This window comes from Acidimicrobiia bacterium (genome assembly GCA_040881685.1).
In the GTDB taxonomy this organism is placed as follows: Bacteria; Actinomycetota; Acidimicrobiia; order IMCC26256; family PALSA-555; genus SHVJ01.
This window is the reverse complement of sequence record JBBECS010000019.1, coordinates 100,471-126,708: the sequence shown is the minus strand read 5'-3', so window position 1 is coordinate 126,708 and position 26,238 is coordinate 100,471. Positions and strand designations below refer to the sequence as shown.

General features: G+C 63.0%; 17 protein-coding genes and 1 pseudogene. 4 read left to right on the top strand and 14 right to left on the bottom strand.

The features are described 5' to 3' along the window. Positions 1–677: 677 nt before the first annotated feature. A pseudogene (locus tag WEE69_05975) lies at positions 678–1,721 on the top strand (IS110 family transposase). Between the two features lie 164 nt (positions 1,722–1,885). Here the strand turns inward: WEE69_05975 and WEE69_05970 are convergent. The 10 genes from WEE69_05970 to WEE69_05925 all read right to left on the bottom strand — a co-directional run bounded on the left by WEE69_05970 (position 1,886) and on the right by WEE69_05925 (position 14,639). Continuing rightward, positions 1,886–3,595, bottom strand: coding sequence for an asparaginase domain-containing protein (locus WEE69_05970; GenBank protein MEX1144835.1), 1,710 nt, complete (start codon positions 3,593–3,595; stop codon positions 1,886–1,888). Positions 3,596–3,810: 215 nt separating this feature from the next. Next, positions 3,811–4,632: a DUF3891 family protein gene (locus tag WEE69_05965; protein MEX1144834.1), complete on the bottom strand. Its 822-nt coding sequence runs from the start codon at positions 4,630–4,632 to the stop codon at positions 3,811–3,813. A 328-nt stretch (positions 4,633–4,960) separates the two neighbouring features. Next, positions 4,961–5,962: an amidohydrolase family protein gene (locus WEE69_05960; GenBank protein MEX1144833.1), complete on the bottom strand. Its 1,002-nt coding sequence runs from the start codon at positions 5,960–5,962 to the stop codon at positions 4,961–4,963. 57 nt (positions 5,963–6,019) lie between these two features. Continuing rightward, positions 6,020–6,877, bottom strand: coding sequence for a xanthine dehydrogenase family protein subunit M (locus tag WEE69_05955; protein MEX1144832.1), 858 nt, complete (start codon positions 6,875–6,877; stop codon positions 6,020–6,022). Continuing rightward, on the bottom strand, positions 6,877–9,303 hold the full coding sequence (locus tag WEE69_05950) for a xanthine dehydrogenase family protein molybdopterin-binding subunit (GenBank protein MEX1144831.1): 2,427 nt from the start codon (positions 9,301–9,303) through the stop codon (positions 6,877–6,879). The genes WEE69_05955 and WEE69_05950 overlap by 1 nt, the downstream gene beginning before the upstream one ends. Beyond that, entirely contained in the window at positions 9,300–9,818 is a 519-nt protein-coding gene (locus WEE69_05945) for a (2Fe-2S)-binding protein (protein ID MEX1144830.1), read from the bottom strand. Before WEE69_05945 ends, WEE69_05950 begins: the two co-directional genes overlap by 4 nt. 227 nt (positions 9,819–10,045) lie before the next feature. After that, positions 10,046–10,843 carry an SDR family NAD(P)-dependent oxidoreductase gene (locus tag WEE69_05940; protein MEX1144829.1) on the bottom strand — a complete coding sequence of 266 codons (798 nt, stop codon included), beginning with the start codon at positions 10,841–10,843 and terminating at the stop codon, positions 10,046–10,048. 78 nt (positions 10,844–10,921) lie between these two features. Continuing rightward, the gene (locus WEE69_05935) at positions 10,922–11,857 is read right to left on the bottom strand and encodes an ABC transporter permease (GenBank protein MEX1144828.1); all 936 of its coding nucleotides are present in this window, start codon (positions 11,855–11,857) and stop codon (positions 10,922–10,924) included. Then, on the bottom strand, positions 11,854–12,963 hold the full coding sequence (locus tag WEE69_05930) for an ABC transporter permease (GenBank protein ID MEX1144827.1): 1,110 nt from the start codon (positions 12,961–12,963) through the stop codon (positions 11,854–11,856). The genes WEE69_05935 and WEE69_05930 overlap by 4 nt, the downstream gene beginning before the upstream one ends. 71 nt (positions 12,964–13,034) lie before the next feature. Beyond that, the gene (locus tag WEE69_05925; protein ID MEX1144826.1) at positions 13,035–14,639 is read right to left on the bottom strand and encodes an ABC transporter ATP-binding protein; all 1,605 of its coding nucleotides are present in this window, start codon (positions 14,637–14,639) and stop codon (positions 13,035–13,037) included. Positions 14,640–15,124: 485 nt separating this feature from the next. Between WEE69_05925 and WEE69_05920 the strand changes: the two genes are divergently transcribed. Both WEE69_05920 and WEE69_05915 read left to right on the top strand, forming a co-directional pair. Beyond that, complete coding sequence (locus WEE69_05920; protein ID MEX1144825.1) at positions 15,125–16,255, top strand: BMP family ABC transporter substrate-binding protein; 1,131 nt, start codon at positions 15,125–15,127, stop codon at positions 16,253–16,255. Positions 16,256–16,537: 282 nt separating this feature from the next. Next, the gene (locus WEE69_05915; GenBank protein MEX1144824.1) at positions 16,538–17,428 is read left to right on the top strand and encodes an LLM class F420-dependent oxidoreductase; all 891 of its coding nucleotides are present in this window, start codon (positions 16,538–16,540) and stop codon (positions 17,426–17,428) included. 43 nt (positions 17,429–17,471) lie between these two features. Here WEE69_05915 and WEE69_05910 read toward each other — a convergent pair whose 3' ends face one another. Continuing rightward, positions 17,472–19,130: an NAD(P)/FAD-dependent oxidoreductase gene (locus tag WEE69_05910; protein MEX1144823.1), complete on the bottom strand. Its 1,659-nt coding sequence runs from the start codon at positions 19,128–19,130 to the stop codon at positions 17,472–17,474. Positions 19,131–19,182: 52 nt separating this feature from the next. After that, on the bottom strand, positions 19,183–20,133 hold the full coding sequence (locus WEE69_05905) for an amidohydrolase family protein (GenBank protein ID MEX1144822.1): 951 nt from the start codon (positions 20,131–20,133) through the stop codon (positions 19,183–19,185). A gap of 314 nt (positions 20,134–20,447) precedes the next feature. Between WEE69_05905 and WEE69_05900 the strand changes: the two genes are divergently transcribed. Further along, the gene (locus WEE69_05900; GenBank protein ID MEX1144821.1) at positions 20,448–21,806 is read left to right on the top strand and encodes an MFS transporter; all 1,359 of its coding nucleotides are present in this window, start codon (positions 20,448–20,450) and stop codon (positions 21,804–21,806) included. A 23-nt stretch (positions 21,807–21,829) separates the two neighbouring features. Here WEE69_05900 and WEE69_05895 read toward each other — a convergent pair whose 3' ends face one another. Both WEE69_05895 and WEE69_05890 read right to left on the bottom strand, forming a co-directional pair. Next, complete coding sequence (locus WEE69_05895) at positions 21,830–23,983, bottom strand: hydantoinase B/oxoprolinase family protein (GenBank protein MEX1144820.1); 2,154 nt, start codon at positions 23,981–23,983, stop codon at positions 21,830–21,832. Beyond that, on the bottom strand, positions 23,976–26,093 hold the full coding sequence (locus WEE69_05890) for a hydantoinase/oxoprolinase family protein (protein ID MEX1144819.1): 2,118 nt from the start codon (positions 26,091–26,093) through the stop codon (positions 23,976–23,978). Before WEE69_05890 ends, WEE69_05895 begins: the two co-directional genes overlap by 8 nt. Between the last annotated feature and the right edge of the window lie 145 nt (positions 26,094–26,238).

Here is a 26,238-nt window from a genome sequence, read left to right as displayed (position 1 = left end):
GAGAGAAACCCTCCATCGCTCGATCGAGCGCGCGGATTCATCAACCGTTGTTGGGGCCATGTCCCCATCATGGCCGATATGCCACCTGTGACGCGCGGCTTGAACCGGTTAGGCGACGGCGCTCGGGCGCTTTCGCTTGGGGCTCGCGCCCGTTTCGCGCGTTCCGCACGCCGTTGAGTCGTTCCGGTCAGACGACGCTCGGTTCCTCCGGTGAGGTTCGTTCGCGGCCTCCGAAGCAAAGAGGCGCACTCCGCCGTAGCGATTCGCAAGCACGTTGTAGAGCGCAGCCGAGACGACGGCCATCGCCACCATGAACGCCGTCACCAGCAACCGCATGATTCGATCGTGATTGGTTTCCCAGGAAGCGATGGTCACATTGAACTGCACGCGCTCTGCCTTGTAAGAGCGGCTGAGCACGCCCGGCGACGTCCACCGCTGACAGTGAGGATGTTGGGTGGGAGCCCGGCTCGGGCCTGACCCAGCTGCTGACTGACGTCGGGGTCTTGAAACGGATTCGTCGGCCCGGGTCGGACTCCCGTGTGTACTCGCCAGTCCGGGCGTTCGTGACTTCATAGGAGCCTGCGTCATCAGGCCGCCCATCACTGTCGTGTCCGTTGTCCCGGCGGTGCGTGCCGTCCACGATCACCGGTGCGATGAAAGGGATGGCCATGACCACGATGCCAGACGAGCGTGTGCGTGTCACGGTGGGGATCGACACCCACGAAGAAGTGCACGTTGCCGCAGCCCTCGACGAGGCAGCTGGTGGCGACCGAGTCGTTCGCGACCACCGGGCAGGGTCATCAGCACCTCGAGCGGTGGGCGTTGGGCTGGGGGGCGATCGACGCGGTCGGGATCGAAGGCACCGGCGCGTGGGGTGCCGGGGTGACCCGCTATCTCCAGGTCGCGGCCACCGGGTGGTCGAGGTCGACCGTCCTGACCGCAAGACCCGTCGCCGAAAGGGCAAGTCCGACACGATCGATGCCGAAGCGGCGGCGAGAGCGGTTCAGGCCGGCCGCGCCACCGGGATCCCCAAGACCCGCACCGGGCCCATCGAAGCCATTCGGGTGCTGCGCGTCGCGCGGCGTTCTGCGGTCAAGGCCCGCGTCCAGGCCGCGAATCAACTGCAGAGCCTCGTGTCGACCGCACCCGACGACCTTCGTGACCAGCTCCGCCATCTCCGCTTGGTCGAGCTCATCCGCGCCGCCGCCCGATTCCGACCCGGCCCTCCAAATGAGCCCAGCCAAGCAACCAAGATGGCGTTGCGCGCCCTGGCCCGCCGCTACCAACGGCTCGCCGATGAGATCGCGGGCCTCGATGCCCAGCTCGAGGCCCTCGTCGCCACCGTCGCACCCAACCTGATTGCGCTCAACGGTGTCGGCACCGACATCGCCGGTCAGCTTCTCGTGACCGCCGGCGACAATCCCGAGCGGCTTCGCAGCGAAGCCGCGTTCGCGCACCTGTGCGGCGTCGCGCCCATCCCCGCCTCCAGCGGCCACACCGACCGGCACCGACTCAACCGCGGTGGCGACCGAGCCGCCAACACCGCCATCTACGTCATCGTGCTGTGCCGACTCCGATGGGACCTACGAACCCGCGCCTACGTCGAACGCCGCACAAAAGAAGGCCGCACGAAACACGAGATCATCCGCTGCCTCAAGCGCTACGTCGCCCGTGAGCTCCACCGCGAACTGACTCGAACGAGCGTGCTTGACACTCCATAGGAGCATCCGTTTCAGCAGGTGAGAGCGATCGTAGCAACCACCGATGGACACGACGTCTTGCCGGTGGACAAGACAATTTTGGGATCAATTCCCAGCTTCAGTTCGCTCGTATCGAGATGCCGGACGCCCGGGACCGACCGGGGAATCGTGGTCCCATCGTGGAATCAATGGGTATCGAAGATCTCCTGGTAGCGGCCGACAGCCCGTGACGTTGCAGCGTGCTCCTGTTCGGTCGGACGCCGTGGATCGGCGGCGGGTGGGAGCGCGCCGAGCTTCAGAATCGCTGCCATGAGCAACACCCGCGCCTTTGTCGCCGTGAGGTTGTTGCCTGCGACGAAGATCGGCTCCGTCTTGCGCGCCATACCGCCGGTGTTCCCTCGGCCCACACGGACGACTGGCATGCCCGCGAAGACCGCCACGGACAGGGCCGCGTTCATCGTGGGGCTACCGATGGCAAAGGGCGACATGCCCTCGCACACGAAGCCGGCGAGCGGCGCATTCATGAGATTCGCTGAAATGCGAGCAAGGATCTCGACTTCAACGGCTGGATCGGACCATGCGTCAGGTCCCGTTGGCGGCGGCGAGTACTCGCTGTACTTCGAGATGGTAACCACCGGAATGGCTGTCGACTCAAGGTTCACATCGTCGCGCTTCGTGGCGACCGGCACCGCGAGGACGCCCTCGTCGAGCGAGCCAGTAACGCCCGTCACCTCGCTTGGAAGCACAGAGAGACGGACGTCCGAGCAGTAAGTGTGGCGACGCGTGGGGACATACGTGAGTTGCGGCGGGCCGTGGCCACCCATATCCGCTACGACGCCGCCGTGGCCGCCTGTGGCTTCATACCCGCCGGGTCGCGCGTCGACTTTCGCTACTTCGCGCGCTGAGTAAACCAACTCATCGATGATGACGACCGCGCCGACTCGGTCCCGGCCGTCCTTGTCAGTCGCCACGCCTGAGGTGAGGTACTTGATCCCGTCGACGATGTTGCGGTCCCCATCGCAGCTCAGTGCCTGGTGCCGGCGCTGCCCAGCATGACCGACGATCGGAACGGTCGTGTCGACAACAAGGTTCAACCAGTAGATCGTCTCCTCCGCTGTGGGGCTGCCCTCCAGCCACTGCGCGCCGATGTACCTTCCGCTCGCGAGCCTTGTCTGAACCGTGTTCGTCGCCCTTGCCAGAGTGGCGAGCGTCGGCTCATGCCGGAGGTGATACGGGTAGTAGACGAAGAAGTCCTCTCCGAGGCGCTCTGGTGGGATGTCGCCTTCCCCGGCATCAGTGCGCGCTTCTGCCCCGAGACCTTGTGTGTACCCGCCGGCTGGCGCAGCACGGATGAAGTCGAAGTCGGCGACCGACGACAGCTCAACTGGCCGTCCCAGGTCGCTGAGCCCGAAGCGGTCGATCTCCTCGTACAACCGGCTGGCATCCGGATAGAAGGTCTGCCGTGAGGCGGCGATGGGAGCGAATGGCTGCGCCGTGGCTTCCTCCCACGCCGAGCCGTCCGCCTTTCTTGCCATGTACGGCAGAAGGTACAGACCGTCCTCGGGGCGGAGCTCGACGACGTAGACCGGTGTCGCGCCCGCGGGCGCGGTTCCCGATTGGAAACTTCCGGAATCATCGAGCCACCCATCGGGCACGGCGCAAAGATGGTTCGAGTCGGCTTCGAGCGGGTGGGCGCTGCAGGCCTCGACGTACACCGTGACTGGCGCAGCCAGTCTCTGCGCGCGGAGGACGTCGAACCGAGTCGGACCACCGTCAGGCGCCGTCAGAAGTGGAAGGCCATGACGTGTCCGTGCCTGGTTGGACGTCACAAGATCGGGAGTATTCGTGATCGTCGCGGTCGGTCCGGAGAACACCGCTATGCGCGGCTTCGCCATCGAAGTGGTCCTTTCAGTGTTTCTCGGAGCCTACGTAGGCTCCGTCGCTGTCCAACTGGGCGACCGATGAGGCATTGCGCCATACGTGTGGGTACGCGGGACACAGGGCGGCGGTTCCACACATAGCGGCATCGACGTGAAGCCACGATCGAACTCTTGGCAGACCGGCACGAATCTCGCATCGGTCAAGGGCATCAGAGCTACCAACACCTGCGTCACGCGCAGAGGTGAACGCGTTGCTCGGCGGAATCGGCAGCCGACCAAAGCGCCCTTAAGTCGGTTCCCGAGGGCTGCGGTGAGAGGTATCGGCCCGTCGTCGCAGGCATAAAGGGTTCGATGTCGAACGGGTAGGGCGACACGCGATACGAACCGTGACCGAGCGGAGTGACCGTGATAGTGACATCGTGCGCGGGCTCGACATCGACCGGTACGTGCCGCATCACAGTCTCTTGGTGGCGTGACGGATGCTCGCATTGCATGTACAGAGAAAAGATGTCGAAGAACTCAAGCGCCTTGTAGGTCCGCAAGACGAGTGTGTCGTCGACGAGATGCGCTGTCGTCGAATCGGCAAGAAGCTCCGCACGCAGCCGTTCCTGGCGTTCGCCTTCGGCAGTCAGCAGGGCGTCTACTCGCTTGCGTGCCGGCGGCGGAAGCTTGTCGCTGAGTGCTGCGTCCTCCAGTCCATAGCGGCCGTTGAACAAGCCGCAACTGTGCATGCTGGAGAGCAGACCGATGAACGGATGCCGGGCCTCGCCAAGCGTCGGTGTGAGTTCCGCCGTGGGCAATAACTCAGACATCGGCGTGCTGGCAAGGTTGTAGGGAAGGCCAGTATCGGGATCAGCCAGGAACCGCTTGTCGAGATCAGTCCAACCCTCGTCGTGCCATTCGACCAAGCTCGTAACGAGCTCGGCGGGCTCAAGCGGCGCGAAGCGATCGTTGCCGAAGTGGCGAACGAGTTGACCCGCGAAGGCGGTGTGATCGTTCTGCAGAATGACAAAGGCCGCATCGCCGGAATGCTCGGCAGGCTGTACGATCATGACTCGCCCTCGTTGTGGATGATCGTCGATGTCAGACGATCGCGAGCGTCACTTGCCGTACATCGCCTGAAGTTGGCTGACGTGATACTCGGCTGGTGTCGTTGGTGAATGGCGAGGAGGATCGGCACCGACTTGGCCCCCAAGATCGCCGCCGATCGCCGCCGGTCGCGTCCTCGGTCATGGTATTCGCTTTCGCTAGCGATCGCCACCAATCCGATAGACCATCGCAGCGGGTCAATCTGCGCGCCGGAAAGCCAGGACCACGCGGAAGCGGGGGGGGGCCCGGGCTCACCCGGGCCCCCACCTCGCCCGCACGTCAGGGGGACAGTCAGCGCGGGAGATTCGTACGCGCCGATGCGGGCAGATCCAGACCAAGGCGTGCTATGGCGTTGGCGAAGAGCACGCTCTCGTAGGCGTCGCCAGAGATCCCAGCATCGATGATCACGCGCTCATTGGCTGCCAGGTCGTGCCTGTTTGCGAACGGGAAGTCGGTTCCCATCATCAACCGCTCGGTTCCGAAGGTCGCGGCGGTGAGCGCCACCGCTTCTGGGGCCGGGGTGGCAACGTCGAACAACAGCCGCTGCACGGTGTCTCTTGGAGGAGGGCCCTCGGGCAACAGGTGTGCGTAGCTCGCCCATATGCGGTCGACCCGCTCCAGCAGGAAGGGCAAAACGCCGCCAGCGTGCGGAATGATCCAGGTGATGTTCGGGAATCGCTCGAGCACTCCGGAGATCATGAGCTTCACTGCGGCGATCGTGTCGTCGAACGGTGCGCCTAATGCCCAGCCCATGAAGTGCCCGCCGATCACGTCCGGGGCGCAGAATCCGTCGGGGTGAACGAATACCGTGATCCCCAACTCGTCCCAATGCTTGTAGAGCGGGTCCCAACGCGCGTCGTCAATGCCAATACCGGCCGAATGCGTGCAGACCGAAACCCCTACGAAGCCTGGTAGGTGTAAGGCACGGGTCGTTTCCGCTATCGAAGCGTCGACAAATGGAAGCGGCACATTCGCGAAGAGGCGAAAACGGTCACCGTAGGGTTCCATCGCTTCGATGCATCCGTCGTTAAAACGCGCGACGAGAGCAGCGCGCGCGCGTTGATCGGGGTGCCAGACGTTGCCCGCCGAGAAGCTGAGAACCTGCATCGCGATGTTCGCCGCGTCCATCAGAGCGATCCGCTCTTCGAACCCAGCCGTGAAGGCAGGATCGGCGTCCAACGGTTCGTACGATGTGAGGAAGCCCGTCGCATCAGGTGGAACCCCGGGATCGCCGAGGAGCGAACGCGCCTGGCGCACGTAGTCCGGCGGGAAGTAGTGGGCATGCACGTCCACCGCCCCGCTTGATCGTGAGCGACTACTCACGTTCATGTTGCACCCTGCTCTGTTTCCTTAGTCAGCGACGTCCGCAAGCGCGCGTCCCACCATCGTTCCTAGGAGCTCGCGTCGATAGGCTTCACTCGCATGAGTGTCATCGGTGACGCGCTGAGGCTCGTTCGCCGCCGCCCTAGCGGCGTTCTTGATCGTCGCTGCGTCGAGGCGCCGTCCCACGACCTCACTCTCGACGGCTGGGAGCTTGATCACTGAAGAGGTGACGCCGAACGCGCCGCTGCCGATGTTCGACACGACACCCTCGCCGTCCAATTCGACAATCACCGCGACTCCAGCGATCGCGAAGTCGCCATGCCGACGCGCCAGTTCCTGGAGAGAGACTCGAACTCCGGACCGCGCTGGGAACACAACCTCCGTAACAATCTCGCCGTGTTCGATGGTGGTCATGAAGGGACCCTCGAAGAAGTCGAGCGCCGGAACCTCCCGCTCAGACCCTGAGCTGACGAGTCGGACTCGAGCACCGGCCGCAATAGCCACTGCAGGCAGTTCAGCAGCGGGATCGGCATGAGCAATGCTCCCACCGATGGTGCCGCGGTTGCGGTTCTGCACATGTCCGACGAAGGGAAGCGCCACGCTGATGAGCGGCGCATCCTCTCGAATCACGTCATTGCGTTCAGCATCCCGTTGACGGACCATCGCACCGACTGCCAGATCGCCATTGCGTCGGGAGACGGAGTCCAAGCCTTCGACCCGCTCGAGATCCACAAGCACTGTCGGCTGCGACAACCGAAAGTTCATGGTGGGAACGAGGCTTTGTCCGCCCGCCAGAACTCGGGCGTCTTCGCCGTGCTCGGCGAGGGCGGCGCACGCCTCAGCCACCGTTGTGGGCCGTACGAGCTTGAAGGGGGCTGGCTTCATCAGGCAGTCGCTCCTGGTGCAACTTCCATGTCCCACGGATCAAATACACCGTCTCTCACCCAATCGCGGACCATCGCCGGGGTGATTGGGGTTGATGTGATGTTGACGTCAAACTCCGACAGCGCGTTTGCCACCGCATTAGCTACAGCGGCTGGCGCTCCGATCGTCCCAGACTCTCCGGCACCCTTGGCTCCGAGCGGGATGCCGGGTGCTGGCGACTCGAAGTGGTCAACGGTGACGGTCGGGATCTCGATCGCCGTAGGAATGAGGTAATCCATGAACGATGCCGATTGCGGTTGTGCGGTATCTGAGTAACAAAGGTGCTCATAGAGAGCGCCCGCGATGCCTTGTGCGACTCCGCCCTGGATCTGACCGGTCACGATTGTTGGGTTGATGAGCGTGCCGCAGTCGTGCACAACGACGTAGTCCACGACGCTGATCACGCCAGTCACCAGGTCCACTTCGACGACCGCGCCGTGACTTGCGTTCGACCAGGTCGCAGCCGCGTTCATCTTTCCGTGTGAATCCGGGAAGTGGGTCACGTCCGGCGGGTCAAACGTGACGGTCACGTCGAGACCCGGATCCATACCCTCGGGCAGCGACATTGTTCGCCCATACGCCGCCATTGCTACGTCGCCGAGCGAGACTGCGGGCGTGGCACTCCCCTTGACATGGAACGAGCCGCCCTCCAAGACCACATCGGCCGGGTCTGCCTCGAGGAGGTTCGCAGCAATCGCCGCGGCCTTCTCGCGGATCAAACGCGCCGCTTTCACGACTGATCCGGCCATCACTACCGCGCTGCGCGAACCCCACGCTCCGAGGCCGTACGGACAGGAATCTGTGTCCCCGAGCGCAACGCTGATTTTCTCGATCGGGATTTCGAGAGCATCGGCCGCCATTGTCGCCACCATGGTCTCGGTGCCCTGGCCAATCGCCGCGGCGCCGACAGACACCAATGCCCCGCCGTCGGGGGTGATGTGGATCTTGGCGGCGTCATAGGCCGTCCACACGCCGCTCGTGCCGAAATGGGTTGGAGCAGTCGCTTCGATATAGGACGAGTAGCCGACGCCGACACGCACCTCGCGCTTGGACGCGTTTCCCTCTCGCGCCTTTGCGGCCAGCTCCTCCGTCAGCTCGACGGCCCGCTTGAACGACTCCACGTGGCTACCGGAATCCAGGATCCCCCCACTTGGAATCGTGTACGGCAAGTCTTCCGATTTGACCAACATCTCTTCGCGCAAGTGATTCGCATCCCTACCCACAGCCTGCGCGACACGTTCGATCGTGCGCTCGATCGCAAAGACCGACTCGGGTGATCCGAAGCCGCGATATGCGCCGCTCGGCGTCTTGTTCGTGACCGCACAGTTGATGTTCACGTCGCTGTAGGGGATCTTGTATGGGCCAGTGAGTACGCCGGCTGACACCAGACTGGTTGCCGTGCCGGGCGCGAAGATCTCGCCGGAACCGACATCGGTCACGAGATTGCATCGCACTGCTTGGATGTGGCCTCGCTCGTCGTAGGCCGCCTCCACTTCCATCAACTGGTCGCGCGCGTGCACCGCGGTAACCATGTGCTCAGATCGATCCTCGATCCATCGGACAGGGCGCCGGAGTGTCATCGCGAGCCAAGCGACAAGGATTTCTTCCGGATATTGGTGGAGCTTGGCCCCGAAGCCGCCACCAACATCGGGGGCGATCACGCGTATCTGTGATTCTGAGAGACCGAGCGTGAATGACAGGGTGGAACGAAGCATGTGTGGTGCCTGCGTCGATGACCAGACGGTGATTCGGCCGCCGCGGTATTCAGCGACTACCCCACGGGTTTCGATCGGATTCGCGGATTGGCGTTGACTCCGGAATGCGGTCTTCACCGATGGATACTTTTCGAAGGCCTGCGCAACCTCGTCACTGGAGTGCGGAAAGAACAGGAGCTTGTTGTCCGGCCAGTCGTCGTACAGCTTCGTGCAGTCGGGGGCGATCGACTCTTCCAGCGATGCAACGACTGGTAGCTCTGTGTAATCCACGACGACATCCATCGTGGCGTCCTCAGCGAGATATCGGTCGTCGGCGACGACGACCGCAACTGGCGCGCCCACGTAGCGCACACGGTCACGCGCGAGCGGAAACAGGTGGACGTTCTTGAGGAAATGAAGGAACTGCGGAAACTCCTGAACACCAACCAGATCTGCGGCAGTGCCCGCAAATTGGACACCAGGACGGTCGCGCGCCGCGTCGAGATCGACGTTGTCGATGGTCGCGTGTGCGTAGGGGCTTCGCACGAATGCGGCATCGACGAGCCTCGGTATACGGACGTCGGCGACGAAGGTTGCCGTACCGTCGAGCAACGCTTGATCCTCGCGGCGCTGCCCGGGCGCCCCGATCAATGAACGGCGGATCTGCAAGCCGAGCTCGAGATCTGCAGTCATGCTCCACCCTTCCCGCTCGATGCCGCCGGGGAATCCGACGCCCATGCCGCCTTTACTGCGTCGACGATCGTGGAGTAGCCCGTGCATCGACACAGATTTCCGGAGAGCAACTCTCGGATTCGATCCTCGCCTTGCCACTCAGCGGGATCCTCGGCGTGCAGGGTCATCAAGAAGCCTGGAGTGCAGAAGCCGCATTGCAGGGCGTGACACGCGCGGAAGGCCTCCTGCAGATCTGACAGAGACCCGGCCGGCGCAAGACCTTCTACCGTCGACACGTGTCGTCCGTCGGCTTGCACGGCCAGGATGAGGCACGAGCGCACTGCCGCGCCATCCATCACCACCGTGCACGCGCCACAGACGCCGTGTTCACACCCGAGATGAGTACCCGTGAGCCCGAGGTCGTCTCTGAGGAAGTCGGCGAGCAGCCGACGAACGGGCACGCGGTGCTCGACACGCTCGCCGTTTACTTCGAGGGCGATGTCTTCCTGCTCGACGGGTTCAAGTGCTGCTGGCATTCGCTCCCCCGATTGAGATTGCCGACGAGGACTCACCAATACGGCACCCGGTCGCGGGGCACGGTATACCGGATTTCTTGCGACCGCCAACAGGACATCATGCGACCCCCGCGCCTCGCTGAAGTCACGCATAAGAGTGGATTGGATCGTGCTGCCACGACGCCGAGAACCGAACCGATCCCGGCCCCTTCATGCGCTCGAGCCTGGAGCGTGAGATGCGCGTCGTGTCACCCTGCCATGAACCGCCCGCCGTTGACGTCGATGACCGTTCCGGTGATGTAGCTCGCAGCATCGCTCGCAAGGAACAAGATCGGGTCCGCAGCCTCATGGAGCTCCGGCATTCGTGAAAGTGGAATCGAGTCCAGCACTTCCCGCTTCTCCTCGCCGCTGAGGCTTTCCCACATGCCGACTAGGCGAGGACCGGACAAGAAGAGGCCTGGTGCTACCGCATTGACTCGGATGCCGAATGGGCCCACTTCGCGCGCGAGGCGCCTCGTCAGGCCGAGGACACCGGCCTTCGCGGCGGCATACGGCACTCCCGTGACGGGCGAGTTCGTTCGACCGCCGATCGACGACACCGTGACGATGGCACCGCCACCCGCTTCGATCATGTGGGGAACTGCCGCTTGGCAACATGAGAAGGTTCCCCGCAGATTGACATCAACCACAAGGTCGAAGTCGTCCGTCGAGATCTCCGCCAGATCGCGCGGTGTTCCGAGGCTTCCTCCGGCAAGTGTGACCAGGACATTGGGCGCACCCAGCTGCTCTGCGATCGCATCGAAGGCTCTCTGAACGGCATCGGCGTCGCTGACGTCGAGCTCGAATCCATGTGCGGATCCCCCGGCGTCGTTCAAGACGCTTGCAGTCGTCTCTGCTGCGCGGCCGTCGACGTCTGTCACGGCCACGACGGCACCTTGCTGCGCGAATCGAACGCACGTCACGTGCCCTAGCCCGCCTCCGCCACCCGTCACGACGACGGTGCGACCGGTGAGCCCTCCGATCGGTCCTCTCTCGACGTCACTCATCGCGACCGGTATCCCTCTTCACGTCAGAGGGCGAAGACCGGAGGGCGTCTGCTGCGCATGCAATGCGACACGGCTCGCTCAGGATCCCTCTCGCGAATAGGGCTTGGTCAGCGCCGTCGGCTCTGCCCCCACTCGACCAGATCCAACCGACGTCGCGATTAGCAGTGCGAACGCGAGGACATAGGGGAGCATGTCCAAGAGCTCGGGGGGAATGCCGATGCCACGGACTTGGAACGTAAAGGCCAACCTCGTCGCTGCTCCGAAGATGTATGCCGCCAGGAGCACGCGCCAGGGCCGCCAGCCGCTCAAGATCACGAGCGACAACGCGACCCATCCACCTCCGCCCGTGATGTTGTCGCTCCATGCAGGAATGAGCCCGAGCGAGATGTAGGCACCCGCGAGCCCCGCGGCTGCAGACCCGACAGCGACATGGGCGACACGCACCCGGTTGACACGGATGCCCAGGCTGTCAGCCGCGGCTGGATCATCGCCAACTGCGCGGAGCGCAAGACCCGGGCGTGTGCGATGGAGATAGATGCTCGCAGCCGCGACCAGGATCCAAGACACGTAGACGAGAAGATCCTGTCCGAAAAGAACGGGGCCGAAGAACGGCCAATCGGTGATCCCACCTGAGATCAGCGGACCAAGATGACTCGGCGCGCGTGTACCTGTCAGAGAAGCCGCTGTAGCAATGTAACTGGAGAGCCCGAGACCGGTGAGGAACAGCGCAAACCCGAGAACCATCTGGTTCGCCTTGAAACCCACCGCCGCGATGGCGAAGATGACTCCGACGAGTGCGCCGGCTGCTATTCCGGCGAGAAATCCAACCAGCAGACTCTCGGTCGCGGAGGTCGCCCAGAACGCGAAGATCGCACCGATCAGCATTGTGCCTTCGACGCCGATGTTGAGCACACCGGAACGCTGCGAGATCAACTCCCCCAAAGCTGCGAGCGCGAGCGGCGTCCCGAAGCTGACACCAGCGACGACCAGTGTCACGAACAGCCCGTCGTTCATTTTTCAGAGTCCGCAGTCTCGAGGGGTCGAGCGGACCGACTTGTGCCCTCGAGAGGCGCACCGGCAAGGGCAACCGAGTGGTCGTGGTCACTTTCGCGTCGGGTGATGGCGATGGTGTGGCGAAGCCAGAAATCTCCAACAATCACAAAGAACAGGATCGAACCCTCAATCACGAGGATGAGCGCGTCCGGAACCCCGAGAACTTGCATCGACGGTTTCGCCGTATCGAGAGCTCCGAAGAGAACGGCAACCGGAATGACTGCGACGAGGTTCAACCGCGAGAGCGCCGCGACCACGATCCCGAGGTATCCGAGGTTCACAGCGAGCGTTCGAGGTTCGAGGGCGCCCACTCTGCCCGCAACGAGAACTGCGCCGGCCAAGCCGGCGAGGCCGCCGGAGGTGAACATCACGGTCAGGATCATGCGCGGAAGTCGCACCCCGGCGTATCTCGCAGTCGACGGTGAGTCGCCTGTGATGCGAAGCGCAAAGCCCCAACGCGTCCATGTCAGCAGCGCAGCTACAAGCAAGATGGCGCCGGGTGCAATGAGGACCGAGAGATCGAGGCGGTCGGTTAATACAGGGAGTCTTGCCGGATCGGGTAGATGGGCTCCCGCTGGGAATGTGCTCGTGACCGGATCCCTGAAGATGCTTGTCGTGCCGAAGATGAAGTAATTCATCAAGTTGAGCGCGACGAAGTTGAGCATCAAGGTGGGCAAGACCTCGTTGACCTGCCAACGGGCCTTCGGTATCGCCGCGAGCAGCGCCCAGAAGCCACCTGCCACGACGCCGCCGACGAGCACGAGTGGGATGACGACGATCCCAGCGAGATCGTCACCGAACGTCAATCCGACGAAGGCGCCAGCGATCGCGCCGACATACATCTGGCCTTCGCCGCCGATGTTGTAGATCGAAGCGCGGAACGCGACTGCCGCGGCGCCCGCGGTCAGGACGAGGGGCACCGCGGTGAGGAGCGATTCCTGGACCGCGAACGAACTGCCAAACGCCCCTTCGAGTCCTTCTCGGTACACGGTGAATGGCGAAGGCGAGCCACCCTCGAGCACGAGGAGGAACGCGCCCACCACGAGCGCAGCCAGCGTGCCCAGCACTGGTATCGCAATCTTCAAGGCCCGCGACGGCGATTCGCGACGCTGGACCTGAAGGATCAGCCCACCGATCGTCAACGCGACGCCTCGTCCGACACGAGCCCGAGCGCAGCCGCACCGTGTTCGACGTTGGAGTGTGGTACCGCCTCGTCAATCTGCGCTCGATGACCAGACATCCAGGCACCCAGCGTCTCGACATCGATGTCTTCGGGAGCGCATTCGCCTACAACGCGTCCCTCGTACAGCACGGCGATGCGATCTGAGATCAAGAGCAGCTCATCGAGATCCTCAGAGATCACAAGTACGCCTGCTCCTGCTTCACATCTCTGAAACAGCAGTTGATGAGTCGCGACGACCGCCCCGACGTCCAATCCTCTCGTCGGCGAGGCCGCAACGACTACATCGGGCTCGTGTTCGAACTCGCGCGCGAGGATGAGGCGCTGAAGATTGCCGCCGGAGAGCTGACGTACTGGTCCGTCTCGCGAGACACCTTTGACCGAAAACTTCCCAATGAGCGTGTCGGCGTTTGCTCGAAGACGACGTGTCATCAGCAGACGGCCGCGAAGGTAGGTGCTGTGCCAAAAGTTCCGCAAGGACAGGTTGACCCACGCCGGCAGACCTGCTGCGGTCCCCGTGTGCAGGCGATCGTCTGGCACGTAGGCCACCCCGACGCGTGCCCGCTCCGTCACTGAAAACCGAGTCACATCGATTTGCGAGCTTCCGACTCGGATCGTCCCGGCAGTCGAGCGTCGGGTGCCCGCAATCGCTTCCGCTAGTTCACGCTGACCATTCCCGGACACACCAGCAATGCCGAGGATCTCACCGCGGTGGACGACCAGATCCACTCCGCACACAGTCTCTCGGCCGCGATCGTCGGCGACCCGAAGCCCCTCGACTTCCAATGCCACTGCATCTTTCCGTGCGGTTCGGGTCCTCGATGCCGGCTTGATCTCGCGTCCGACCATGAGCCGGGCAAGCGCTCGGGGCTCGAGCTCGTCGGCCTGAACCTGCCCAACCTTCCGACCATCCCGCAGGACCGTGATGCGGTCCGCGACATGGCAGACCTCGTCCAACTTATGGGACACCAGCACCACGCTTCGACCCGAATCCGCAAGTGACCTCACCGTCTTGAAGAGAGCGTCGGCCTCCTGGGGAGTCAGTACCGATGTGGGCTCATCGAGGATCAGCACTCCAGCATCGCGGACGAGGAGCTGGAGGATCTCGACGCGCTGCTGCTCACCCATCGAGAGGTCTCCGACCCGAGCTCGCTGAGGTATCGCCAAGCCAAACTGTTCGACCAACGCCGCCGCTCGTTGCTCGAGCTCCCGGCGACGAACGAACACCCCGGTATCAGGAGCAGCTAGACCTAGGTTCTCGGCAACCGTTAGCGACCGGACGAGGCGAAACTCCTGGTAGACCATTCCGACCCCGTACGCGAGGCCGTCATGCGGGCTCGAGAGCACCCGCTGCTCCCCATGGATGCGAATGTGCCCGCTATCGGGTTGGTACAAGCCGGCAAGGATCGAACAGAGTGTCGACTTCCCAGCACCGTTCTCACCGAGGAGCGCGTGGACCTCGCCCTGCCGCACCGCCCAATCCATGCCCCGCACCGCGTGGTTCGAGCCGAACGACTTGTCGACCCCGATAGCCTCGATCGCTGTATCTTCAGGACCCGACATGATTTCCCTGCCGTCCGCGGACCTGCAAGGCATGCCGCTGAACGATCCGCCGTCGCAAAACTGACATACTCCGGATCCACCCGTCGTGAGTTCTTCGCCTTCGAGGCGAACACACCGCGGCCTTCGAGGTGCCGACCCCGACATCCACTTGGAAAGCCTGCGCTGCGAAGGGCGCCGACCAAGCGCGAGTTACAGGGACAATCTGGTCAGATGACGGCCAGCGTGCTGCATACATGCAAGCAGTCCCCCTATTTCGGACCTCAGCGGCCCGGGCCACCCAGCACTCCCGTGCGGCCAGATCATATAGTGACTGAGTTGCGATCGCGAGCAAGCCGTGATATCAATTTCGTCGGTGCCAGACGGCGGCGGGTGGGTGCAAGCTCGTCCGAAGTTCCGTTCCGGACGGCGCTTGGTCGTCCCGACCAGTGCGACTGGAGGGCTGGACACGGGGGCTCGGCCTGAACGCGGCAAACGAAGAATTTGGTTTGGGGGGAGAACCTGTGGGAGTTTCAAGAGGTAAGGGCAAGTGCGCGTCGGCAATTGGCATTGCAGTTGCCTTAGCGCTCGTCCTAAGTGCTGCCGGCAGTGGCGTCGCGGTCGCCGGCCCTAACGACGAGCCGTGCATTCGGGTCGCAATGGTTTACGAAGGCGACGCTTCGCTGCCAGGTTTCGAGGGCGGTCTCAAGACCGGCGAACGGTACCTGCAGAAGAAGCTCCCGTGCGCGGAGGTCGAAGCGGTCGATGACATCCCCGAAGGGCCTGGCTCTGAACAGACCTTCGCGAGGCTCGCGGATGAGGGCTTCGACTTGATCTTTGCGCAGTCCTTCGGATACGGAGACCAAGTCCTTGCGGCGGCGGCGGACTATCCCGACGTCAAGTTTGAGCATCTGCTCGGGTTCCAGCAGGCTGACAACCTCAATACGTACGACTATGCACGATTCGAGGCCTACTACCTCGCAGGTGTTCTCGCTGCTCGGGAAGTCCCGTCGGGTAAGTACGGCATGATTGCACCGTTCGCCATCCCGATCATTGTCTGGGACATCAATGCGTTCACCCTTGGTGCTCGTTCGGTGAATCCAGAAGCGACAGTGCAGGTCGTGTTCACCAACGACTTCGATGACCCAACTGCGGACCAGCAGGCAAGCGAAGCACTCATCGACGAAGGGGCCGAACTCATCGTGCAGCAGACCGGGTCGCCTGCGGCGGCCCAGGTGGCGCTGGATGAGGACTTGCCGTGGATGGGTCACAGCGATCCTAAGGTCCAGCAGTTCGGGCCGGAGACGTTCCTCGCCGCGCCCTATGCGAAGTGGGGTCCCTACTTCGTGGCGAGGGCGGAGGCTGTCATGGACGACTCATGGAGTGCAGAGGGCTACTTCGGCAGCACGGCTGACGGCTTGGTGAAGATCTTCATCAGCAAGAAGAATGTTCCCGCGGACGTTCGTGCGGAGATCAAGGCCAAGCAGAAGGAAATCGCCGATGGGTCGTTCGTAGTATTCGGAGGCCCCATCAATCGGCAAGACGGAACGGTCGTCGTAGCAGCTGGCGAGACCGCCGATCTTGAAGAGATGTCCACGTTGTTTGTGGAGGGCGTCATCGGCGAGCTCCCAGCGGAGTAGATCAGCGGTAGGGCGGCGCACTCTTCCCCTTGCTCTTCGAGCGAGGGAGTCGAGGATGCGCCGCCCTATCCTTGCGTCTGGCCCAACCCTCCGCCTTCGTTGCCGACCGAATCCGCCATCTTGACCACGATCGGCACCGATGGACAGCGGTCCGGGCAATGTGCACCAGCAGCCTCCACAATCATGACGAGATGTTCGGCACACGCATCTGTACGGTGCTCGCCCCTACCGTGCCTACCCAGCTCAAGTTGAGCCTTCGGTAGCCTGGATCCAGGAGGCTCATTGGAACTCGGCATTCACATCCCCGTATTCACCTTTCGCGGCTCCACATCCACGATCGTCTCCGAGCTTGTCCACATTGCCGAGGCAACAGAGGCGTCTGGCGCCACCTGGCTGTCCGTCATGGACCACTATTTCCAGATCGACCGCATGGGCGCGGCGGAGGACCCCATGCTCGAGGGCTACACCACCCTTGGCTTCCTCGCGGCGAACACGTCGAGCGTGCAACTGGGCCTACTCGTGACCGGCGTCACCTATCGACACCCAGGACTTCTTGCCAAGGTCGTATCAACCCTCGACGTGCTGTCCGGTGGTCGGGCGGCCCTGGGGATCGGGGCAGCCTGGTACGAGCGGGAGCACCGCGGTCTCGGTGTGCCACTCCCGCCATTGACCGAGCGTTTCGCGCGGTTGGAGGAAGTGCTTCAGCTCTGCCGCCAGATGTGGGACCCGAGAAACAATGGCCCGTTCCGAGGGCGCTACTACCAGCTTGACGAAACCCTGTGCTCGCCCTCGCCGTTGAGCGTGCCCAGTCCGCCGGTCCTCGTCGGGGGTAGTGGCGAGCAAAAGACGCTTCGGTTGGTCGCCCAATACGCGGACGCGTGCAATTTGCTCCCGGCTTCGCCTGAGGTCGTCGCGCACAAACTCGATGTGTTGCGGAGGCATTGTGATGACGTTGGCCGCGACTACAGCGCCATCCGCAAGACGATCCTGTACAACGGAGAGACCCTGCTTGCCGACGACGTCGATACCTTCGTCGAAGAGATGACGAACTACGCCGTGCTCGGCATCCAGTCCGTCAAGGTAATGCCACCAAACGAAGAGCCAGCCGCCTGGATCGAGCGCTCGTGTGCACCTGCGGTAGCCCGGCTTTCCGAGCTCTCGGCCTCGGTCTAGACCACGTCACAACGCAGTGCCCCCCCAGCACGGACGCAGCTCGTCAGCCGCTGCGTACCTGCCGCGTCAGTCTCACGAGGTTCCTCGCCCGCGACCTTTCCGCACCCATCCATCGCGCTCGCTGGGCGCGACGACCTCGACCATTACTGCGGGCGAGATCAGCAAGCACCGCTTCAGCGCACGCGCGGCCAGGCAAGCCGCTGACGCTCGGCCCTGGATGCGTCCCCGCACCGGTGAGATAAATCCCCGGCACTCCCAAGCGATGCTGTGCGCTTCCGCGCACCGGACGGTCGCCGAGCAGTTGATCCAACGTCGGAGCGAGATGGGTTGCGGCGTTGGTTGCGCCCGTGCGCGCGCTGAGGTCATCCGGCGTCATCAGTATCGACTCAGTAACGCGGTCCCTCAGCCCGGGCAGGCACGCTTCGATGGTGGCCCAGACCGTGTCGGCAGCCTCCGCGCGCGCTGACTCCCAACCGCCTACTCGGTCGAGTTGGTGGGCCATGAAGCTGTTGATCCACATCGAAGCGTTCGGGGGTTTCCCAAGAGACACATCGACGATCGAAGGAATGGTCACGATCACGCTCGGCCTTGGCGCAAGATCTCCTGTCAACGCGGCGGCCTGAGACTCCAACGCGGCGGACGGATCCGCCAGAAGCCACAACATCGAGCCCTCGAACCCGCTGCCCTCAACGACGCCAAGATCGGGGCGCTCTCTCAGCACCGAGGCAATACCGAACTGGCTGAGGTTCCCGCTTACCACCTCGACGCGTTCGAAACGCTGGCGGAGCTTCGCCGGAATCGCGTCATGAGGCTGGATCATGTCCAAGACCAGATCCTGCGGCGGGATCGCCGATACCACCGCCCTTGACGCGTGCAACATGGAACCTTGCCTCGATCGCACTTCCCACCCATCGGACCGCTGCGTGACGGTTGACACGGCAAATCCCGGTTCGATTCGACCGCCGGCCGAAGTCACGGCCCGCTCAAGCGCAGCTACGAACGCGGGAGATCCCCCTCTGGGCCGGGCGTACCGCCGCCCGTGACCTGCGGGGGTGAGACAAAAGAAGGCCCCGGTTCCGGGATACGACGCGGGGAGGCCCGAGAACGCCGTGCGGAAGATGGCCAGGGCTCGCATGTGAGGGCTGCGGAACCACTTCTGGGCTAAGTCGGCGACCGGCATCGTCGCGAGCTCCATCAGCGGACGGCCTTTCCGTCCCAACGCCAGTCGACCCGCGCGCAGCGCAACCGACATCGGAACATTTCGACCGTTCGACAACTCGGCCGTGAGGCCCATGAGTCGGCGAGAGAGATCCACCAACTCGAACCACGCGCTCGCGTCGGCCTCGTCCACCTGTGCGATTGAGCGAGCCGTGTCCTTTGGATCTGCAGCAATCGCGATCTCGGTTCCGTCGCCGAACAGGTGCATCGCGTTGTTTGTTCGGTAGATGTACTCGAGGCCATGCCGCTCGAGCTCTAGCTCCTCTGGGATCGGCGACGCCACGATCGTTGAATGGTCGACCGCTCCGAGCTCAAGCGTGACGCCAGCCCGTGATGTGCTGTAGAGCGCACCTCCGCACGTTTCGTTCTTCTCTACGACGCAGACGTCGAGACCCGCTCGAGCTAAGTACGCAGCACAAATCAGTCCGTTGTGCCCTCCACCAACGACCACTACCTCAGCCCGATCTAGTGGCCTCTCATCCATCAGTCCCCTTCCCGAAGAACGGCAGGCAACGGCACGTTCTATCGATGCGGGTTCACATCCGGAGCAGCCGTTCGGCGTTCCCGTGCGCGATCTTTTCGCGATCGGTTGGATTGATGGGGGCGGCATCAAGAAATGCGCGTCCCTCCGCCATGTCGCTGTACGGATAGTCGGTGGCAAACAGGATGCGATCTGCGCCGAGGACCATGAGGGCGCATAACAGCGGCGCGAACGTGAAATACCCGCTGGTCGTGATGTAGATGTTCTCGTGGAAGTAGTCGCCGACTCGCTTCTGCAAGTTCGCGTAGGGAGTGAGGATCTCGTCCGCTCGAGCTAGCGAGAACGGGACGTTCTCGCCCATGTGGCCGATGATGACGCTCAAGCTTGGGAATCGATCGAAGACGCCGCCAACCACCATTCGAAGCATGTGCAGGCCGGTTTCGCAATGCCAACCCCAGCCCGCCAGAGCCAGGGCATTTCCAACCATTCCTGGGAGATCCGAGTAATAGGCCTCAACGACCTTTTGAGGCGGACGCGTCGGATGGAGGTAGATCGGCACCTCGAGCGCCTCGGCGCGCTCGAAGACAGGCCAGAAGTCCTGGTCGTCGAGAAAGCGACCGCGGGTGTGGCCGTTGATCAGGGCACCCTTGAAACCGAACTCGCGGACCGTTCGCTCCAGCTCATCTGCTGCTGCCGTCGCGTCCAGCATGGGCAGGACAGCGAACCCTGCGAAACGCTCAGGATGTTCTGCAATGGCGCTCGCGAGCACGTCGTTTACTTGCTTCGCCATCGGGATGGCGTCGACGGGATCAAGTTCCTCGACGCCGATCGGAGGGGTCGAGAGCACCTGGACATCGATCCCGGCCGCGTCCATGTCGGCCAGGCGACGCTCCCCCAAGCTCGCGAGCTGCTCTTCCCACCGTTGTGTCGGAACGCTCACCCGTTCGTCGCTGAGTGCAAACCCCTCCGGGGTGATGAAGTGCTCTTCGATCGCGATGACGTGCATTCCCCAACCTCGAGATCCCGCTATTGATGAGGCTCGGCTCCTTCGGTCGGCTTCACGAGCACCGAGTCGACCGGAGACTATAGAGTTCTTCTGTCGATCGCAAGGTAAGCAGGATATGGTGTCTCCGACGACGTGCTAGGTGCGCCAGCTTGGGAGAGCCCGCATGCGGGGAGAGCGCCGAGATCAGCCGCGCTCGCAGCGTCACGGGGTGACGACTGCGGACAACTCATGCCGCCTGTCGTAGAGCTCATCGGACTCGCGGAGCCCGACCCGTGATCGAGGGACCTTCCCGGCGGCGACTGTCGATTGGGTTGATGCTCAATGTCGCGGTCGTGGCCTTCGAAGCGTTGGCCGTGACCACGGTTGCTCCGCGAGTCGCCCGTGATCTCGGTGGGACTGATCTGTACGGCTGGACCTTTGCAGCGTTCATGCTCGCCAACTTGGTCGGTGTCGTCATCGTCGGTCATGCCGCGGACCGTCACGGCCCCGCGCTCCCCTTCATCGTGGGCCTCTCGATCTTCACAACGGGCATGGTCGTGTGCGGCTTGGCCCCCTCCATGCCAGTGTTCATCGCTGGACGCGCCGTACAAGGTCTTGGGGCCGGAGCAATGGTCGTCACGGCGTATGTGACGATCGGGCAAGCGTTCGAAGAACGGGAGCGGCCCCATCAGTTCGCGTTGCTCTCGACCGCCTGGATTGTCCCGGGGTTGGTCTCGCCGGCGCTCGCAGGTCTGATCACGGACGCTGTCGGATGGCGTTTCGTTTTCTTGGCCTTGATCGCTATGCCCATCGTTGCGACATCGATCTCACTACCCGTTATGCGGACGCTCCGCCCCTCTTCCTCTCAGCCGACGACCGCACTGCCCATTGGGCCGGCCGTCGCACTCGCAATCGCCGCTGGGCTCATCATCACAGGCTTGGGTTCGAAGAGCGCTCTGGTGCTCGGACCATGCGTAGCGATCGGCTTGCTCGTGGGTCTGCCGGCGTTCCGAACACTCACGCCACCTGGTACGGCTCGCGCCCGTCATGGCCTCCCGGCGATCGTTGCAACTCGTTGGCTTGAGACGTTCGCATTCTTCGGGGCGAACGCGTTTCTCGCGTTTTCGCTCACCCGCGTGCGGGATCTCAGTTCGGTGACCGTAGGTGCTGTGCTCACACCGGCCACTCTGCTCTGGGCTTGTGGCGCATGGCTTCAGGCACGACTCACGGGCCGATGGGCGAGGCGAACGATGGTGACCGTCGGCGTGGCAACCGTAGGTATCGCAACCGGCGGCGCTGCGCTGGTCTTGGTACGTGGCGTTCCCACTGCGGTCGTCGCAGTCATCTGGGCAACTGCAGGTCTGGGGATGGGGTTGTCGTATCCGACCACCGCGCTGGCCGCGCTGTCCGAGGCGCCGGCTGGACGCCAGGGTGAGGCAACCGCATCGCTTCAGCTGAGCGACGTGTTGGGCCAAGCGCTCGGGACGGGTATCGGGGGGGCCTTGCTCGCGCTGGCAGCTGCGAATGGTGTTGCGCGTCGCGACGCTCTCGCCGTCGTGTTCGGCATGTTGGTGTTGTCCGCCGTGCTCGGTATCCGCACTGCTCGAAACTTTCCCGACGACCCTGATTCCTTGAAGGGAGACGCCCGACTGCGAGAAGGCCAGGGCGATAAGTCTGCCCCTCAATTGCCGTGATCGGTCCTAACTCGCGGCATGCCTCAAGGCCAACGCGAGATGACGTCCTCTAGGGGCGCTTCGTCTGCCTTCGTGACCTGAACCTCCAGACACGTTGCACACGTGGGACAGAAGAACTCTTGCAGGACGAAGTCGCTACTAATTGTCTTCGGGGGACCTTCGAGGGCGACCGGTGATGTTCGTCGGGTGGCGTGGTCGGTCCAGGGGTCACTCGCTGGCCCGACGATGGCACCGCACCAAGTGCATTGGACGTCGGTACCCTCGGCGGTCAGTTGGAGGTACTCGTTGATGCGGTACTTCGTCCGCTCGACAATCTGCCGCTCGAGGGAGGGGATGTCTACGGACTTCCCCAGTCGCTGTTCCCTGAGCTTCGTACGCTGGGTGCGGGTGGCCTCGACGTCAACACGACGTGCGAGCTCGTCGACGATGACGCCGTATGCGGCACGACCGGCTTCGGCCGTCACGATCTGCAGTAGGACGTCCTGGAGCACGAGCTCCGGGTCTCTGTCCAAGGGATCCCCGTAGCCTCCGCCACCTTCCGACCGGAGATAGAGAATGTCCTTGCTCGACACTTGGAGTGATGTCGCACGGGCGTCGTCGACCTGCTCGCCGGTGGTGGCTTCGAGGTTCCAGGGAAACTGGTCGACGTTGCTCTTGCGGAAGATCCGGTGCGCGGAGGTTGCGCCCGGGTATCCACCCGATGTGCCAGGCGTTCCCGGCGCATCTTCGCCCGTTCCCGGTATCACGACTGCGGTCATCTCGTCCGTGGCGCCACCGTGGGGTACGACCGCCCGTTCGTGTGCGGGACCGCCGCGGAACTTCCCGACACCTCCTGAATCTGGGACCACTCGTCGGTACAAGAAGCGCTTGGGTACGGCCTGCTCTTCGGTTTCTACGTTGCCCATGGTGAGAGCAACATGTGCTACGAAGCCACCCGATCCAGCTCCGTCGGCGAACGAACGTGCCCCTTCCGGCATGGCGAACACGTCAGTGCCTACCTGCGCCACGAACTCGCCATACCTGTTCACACCGCCGACGACGTCGGCGGCCTGTGAACCTGTCCAGCACCCCACCGCGCGATCGCTGTATGCGGGTGATGCAGCGAGCATTTTCGCGAGAACGGCGTTGGAAAGGATCTTCACGGCGAAGCCGCTCGAGACCGTGTTCAGCGAGATAGGAGCCGGACGAACGGCGTTGAGCAAGCAGCCCTCGGGGACCACTACATCGAGGCACCGCAGGACTCCGTCGTTCCAGGTCATGTCCCACGCCAAAAGCGGCAGCACCGGCGCCATCGCTTCACCCTTTGTGTGCCAGTAGTGGCAGTTGACGGGAAAGTCGGTTTGGGGGTCAGTTCCGGTGAAGTCGTAGGTGAGCTGGTCGCCTTCCTTTGTTGCCGCGAGCACAAGTCGGTGCGTCTTGTCCGGTACGTCAAGGTACTTAACCGCTCGCCATGTTCCATCCGGGAGCTCGAGCAATCTGCGACGTAGGCGTTGCTCGGACTCATCGATCAACCTCTTGCCGACCGTCTCGACAACGTTGTGCCCGTATTCGTCGTACAACCCCTGCATGCGCTCCTTCACCACGAAGTTCGCCGCCATCTGCGAGTTCAGGTCAAGACCCGTCATGCCAGGGTCGCGGACCATGTTCAGGAATGTCTCGTACACGTCGCGGCGGAAGGTTCCTCGCTCGATGATCTTGAGGCCCTTGGTGCTGAAGCCTTCGTGGAACACCTCTCGGGCATTGGGGCAGAACCCTCCAACGTCCACGCCACCAATATCGGTGACATGCACAAAATTGACCACCCAGGTCGCGAGTTCGCCGTTGAAGAAGATCGGCGTGATCATGTAGATGTCCGGGCAGTGGATCGAGACGGTGTACGGATCATTCGCGAAGAAGACGTCGCCGTCGAAGATACCGGGGTCTTCCGCAAAGCTTGACGTGATCTGTCGTACGGCGCGAGATGCCGGAACTAGGTGCTCAAGGAATCCGAGACCGCAGGTCAACAAACTTCCATCGGGAAGGTAGAGCGCAACGAGCACGTCATGGCCATCGGCTGTGACGGCGGTACCCGAAACCTTGCCCAAGGTGATCAGGCCTTCATCGATCACGCGAAAGAGCTTGTGTCGAATGATCTCAAACGTGAACGGGTCGATCTCTTGATCGAGCGCCTTACCCATCACGACCACCTTCCTCCCACGCAAGCTCGAGGTTCTTGTATTCGTCACAGCGCAGCCATTGCCCGGGATTGATGACGACCGTTGTGTCTGGGCTCCACACAATTGCAGGACCCTCAACGACGTTGCCCGGTGTCAGTTGTTCGAACGAATAACAGCCTGCCTCAAGAAAGTCACGATTCGGTGCGAAGTAGGCCTCGCGCATCTCAACGAGCGCCCTTGACGGATCCGTACTACCGAGCTCCCCGCCAGTCAGTGCCGGCTTTCGCAACAGCCCAGTGCCATGCACTCTGAAGTTGACCATCTCAATACCGGCCTCGGCATAGCCGGAGCCTTCGCCGAATCGTTCCTCATACAGGTTGGTGAACTGGGTCACTGCGCGCTCGAGATCGACGCCTGATACCGGCCCACTCCCATCGAGAGGCACGGTCACCACATGCACCTGGCGAGCAAACCGCATCTCGATCGCACGGGTGATCACGATGTCCGACTCCGAGAAGCCGTCATCGATGAGTTGTTGTCGAATGCGAGTCTCGATCGTGTCCAGCATGGCATTGACTTCGTCAGGATCGCCGGGTACGCGGATAAGACGATTGACTTGCTCCTCGTAGGACACGTCCGAGGACACGGTCCCGAGCGCTCCATGCACAGAAGCGGCATGCGGGATGATCACCCGAGAGACATTCAACTGCGGTGCGAAGCCGCCTACGTGCATGCCAGCGGTTCCACCTGTCGAGAACAGCACATAGGACCGGGGGTCGAGTCCCCGCTCGACGGTCAACTTGTGCAGCATGTCGAAGATCAGACTGTTCGCCAACCGGTACGCCTCGCCGGCAGCTTCGCGCACATCCATTCCGAGCTCATCGGCAATCTTCGTCTTGAAGACGTCTCGCGCTTTCGCGGCATCGAGTCGCTCTCGACCGCCCAAGAAGTAGCGCTCATCCAAGTAGCCCAGGATCAAGTCGACGTCGGTGATGGTTGGCTCGAGACCGCCACGGTCGTAGCACACCGGTCCCGGCGTCGATCCTGCGCTCTGCGGACCGATCCTCGGCACGCGCGTCTCGGGATCGAGCGAGATGATGCTCCCTCCCGCGACACCGATCGATTCCATGTTCATCTTCGGTGACGCGTAGTGGTACCTCGCGACCATGGGCTCGCGTGCGTAGTCGATCAGTCCGTGCTGGATGACTCCTGCTTTGAAGGTCGTGCCACCCATGTCAGCGCCAATGATGTCCTCGTAACCAAGAAGCTGCCCGAGCGCGCGACTTCCGACCAACCCGCTCGCAGGACCGGATTCGATCATTCCGACAGGCTTCCTCGCTGCCTTCTCCGCCTCGAGCAGACCGCCATACGCCTGCATGATCAGCAGCGTGCCGCGGTACCCCTGGTTCTTGAGACGATCACTCAGTTGACCGAGGTACCGCGTGACCGGCGGGCCCAACCTGCTGTTCAACGCCACGGTTTGAGATCTCTCGAACTCACCGAGGACCGGAGCGACATCGTGCGACAACGTGAGGAAGACGTCCGGGTAGAGCTTTCGAATGACTTCCTCTGCCCGAAGCTCGTTCACCGGATTTGCGAATGCCCATAAGAAACAGACTCCGAGCGTCTCAGCGCCCGAGGACATCAAGGACTTGACGGCCGCGGCGATCTCATCCTCATCCGCCGCGGCAACCACCTCTCCCCAAGCGTCCGTCCTCTCCCGGACACCCTTCACGAGCTCCGGCGGAACGAGCGGTTCAGGTTTGGCTACGTACGGAACATTCTTGATCTCCTCTTCAGAACGGCCCGACCATTCCGCGTAGCCACCGCGCATCAAGCGAAGCGTGTCTTCAAACCCGCGCGTCGTCACGATTCCCGCAGGGACAAGGTCGCCTTCAATGATGGCGTTCTCGGCCACGGTCGTCGCGTGGAGAAAGAGCCTCGTGTTCCCCAGCAGGTCCGTGAGCGACGAACCAAGATGCGCCGCTCCCAATCCCACGGCATTGATCACGCCTTCAGAGAAATCCGGATAGGTCGAGAACGTCTTCGCGACCGTGATCCGGCCGTCGCCGTCGAGGACGACGCAGTCAGTGCACGTACCGCCGATGTCGACGCCAATCACGTAGTCCATCGCACTCCCATCGGATTCTCCTGCGGGGAAATGGTGGACGTGATTCGCACGGTTCTCGCGATCGGCCGTTCGACGACGAGCTCCATCTGCGTAGGTCCCCCGGGTCGGCTCTCGGTGAAGGGGAACGGCGCCAAGGGCACCGCCG

Bases quoted from the DNA above. Each gene is read 5' to 3' on its own strand.
- WEE69_05955 (MEX1144832.1), bottom strand. From the start codon at position 6,877: ATGAAGCCAGCCCCCTTCAAGCTCGTACGGCCCACAACGGTGGCTGAG.
- WEE69_05890 (MEX1144819.1), bottom strand. From the start codon at position 26,093: ATGGACTACGTGATTGGCGTCGACATCGGCGGTACGTGCACTGACTGC.
- WEE69_05945 (MEX1144830.1), bottom strand. From the start codon at position 9,818: ATGCCAGCAGCACTTGAACCCGTCGAGCAGGAAGACATCGCCCTCGAA.
- WEE69_05965 (MEX1144834.1), bottom strand. From the start codon at position 4,632: ATGATCGTACAGCCTGCCGAGCATTCCGGCGATGCGGCCTTTGTCATT.
- WEE69_05950 (MEX1144831.1), bottom strand. From the start codon at position 9,303: ATGACTGCAGATCTCGAGCTCGGCTTGCAGATCCGCCGTTCATTGATC.
- WEE69_05895 (MEX1144820.1), bottom strand. From the start codon at position 23,983: ATGGGTAAGGCGCTCGATCAAGAGATCGACCCGTTCACGTTTGAGATC.
- WEE69_05910 (MEX1144823.1), bottom strand. From the start codon at position 19,130: ATGGATGAGAGGCCACTAGATCGGGCTGAGGTAGTGGTCGTTGGTGGA.
- WEE69_05900 (MEX1144821.1), top strand. From the start codon at position 20,448: ATGCTCAATGTCGCGGTCGTGGCCTTCGAAGCGTTGGCCGTGACCACG.
- WEE69_05940 (MEX1144829.1), bottom strand. From the start codon at position 10,843: ATGAGTGACGTCGAGAGAGGACCGATCGGAGGGCTCACCGGTCGCACC.
- WEE69_05905 (MEX1144822.1), bottom strand. From the start codon at position 20,133: ATGCACGTCATCGCGATCGAAGAGCACTTCATCACCCCGGAGGGGTTT.
- WEE69_05970 (MEX1144835.1), bottom strand. From the start codon at position 3,595: ATGGCGAAGCCGCGCATAGCGGTGTTCTCCGGACCGACCGCGACGATC.
- WEE69_05925 (MEX1144826.1), bottom strand. From the start codon at position 14,639: ATGTCGGGTCCTGAAGATACAGCGATCGAGGCTATCGGGGTCGACAAG.
- WEE69_05935 (MEX1144828.1), bottom strand. From the start codon at position 11,857: ATGAACGACGGGCTGTTCGTGACACTGGTCGTCGCTGGTGTCAGCTTC.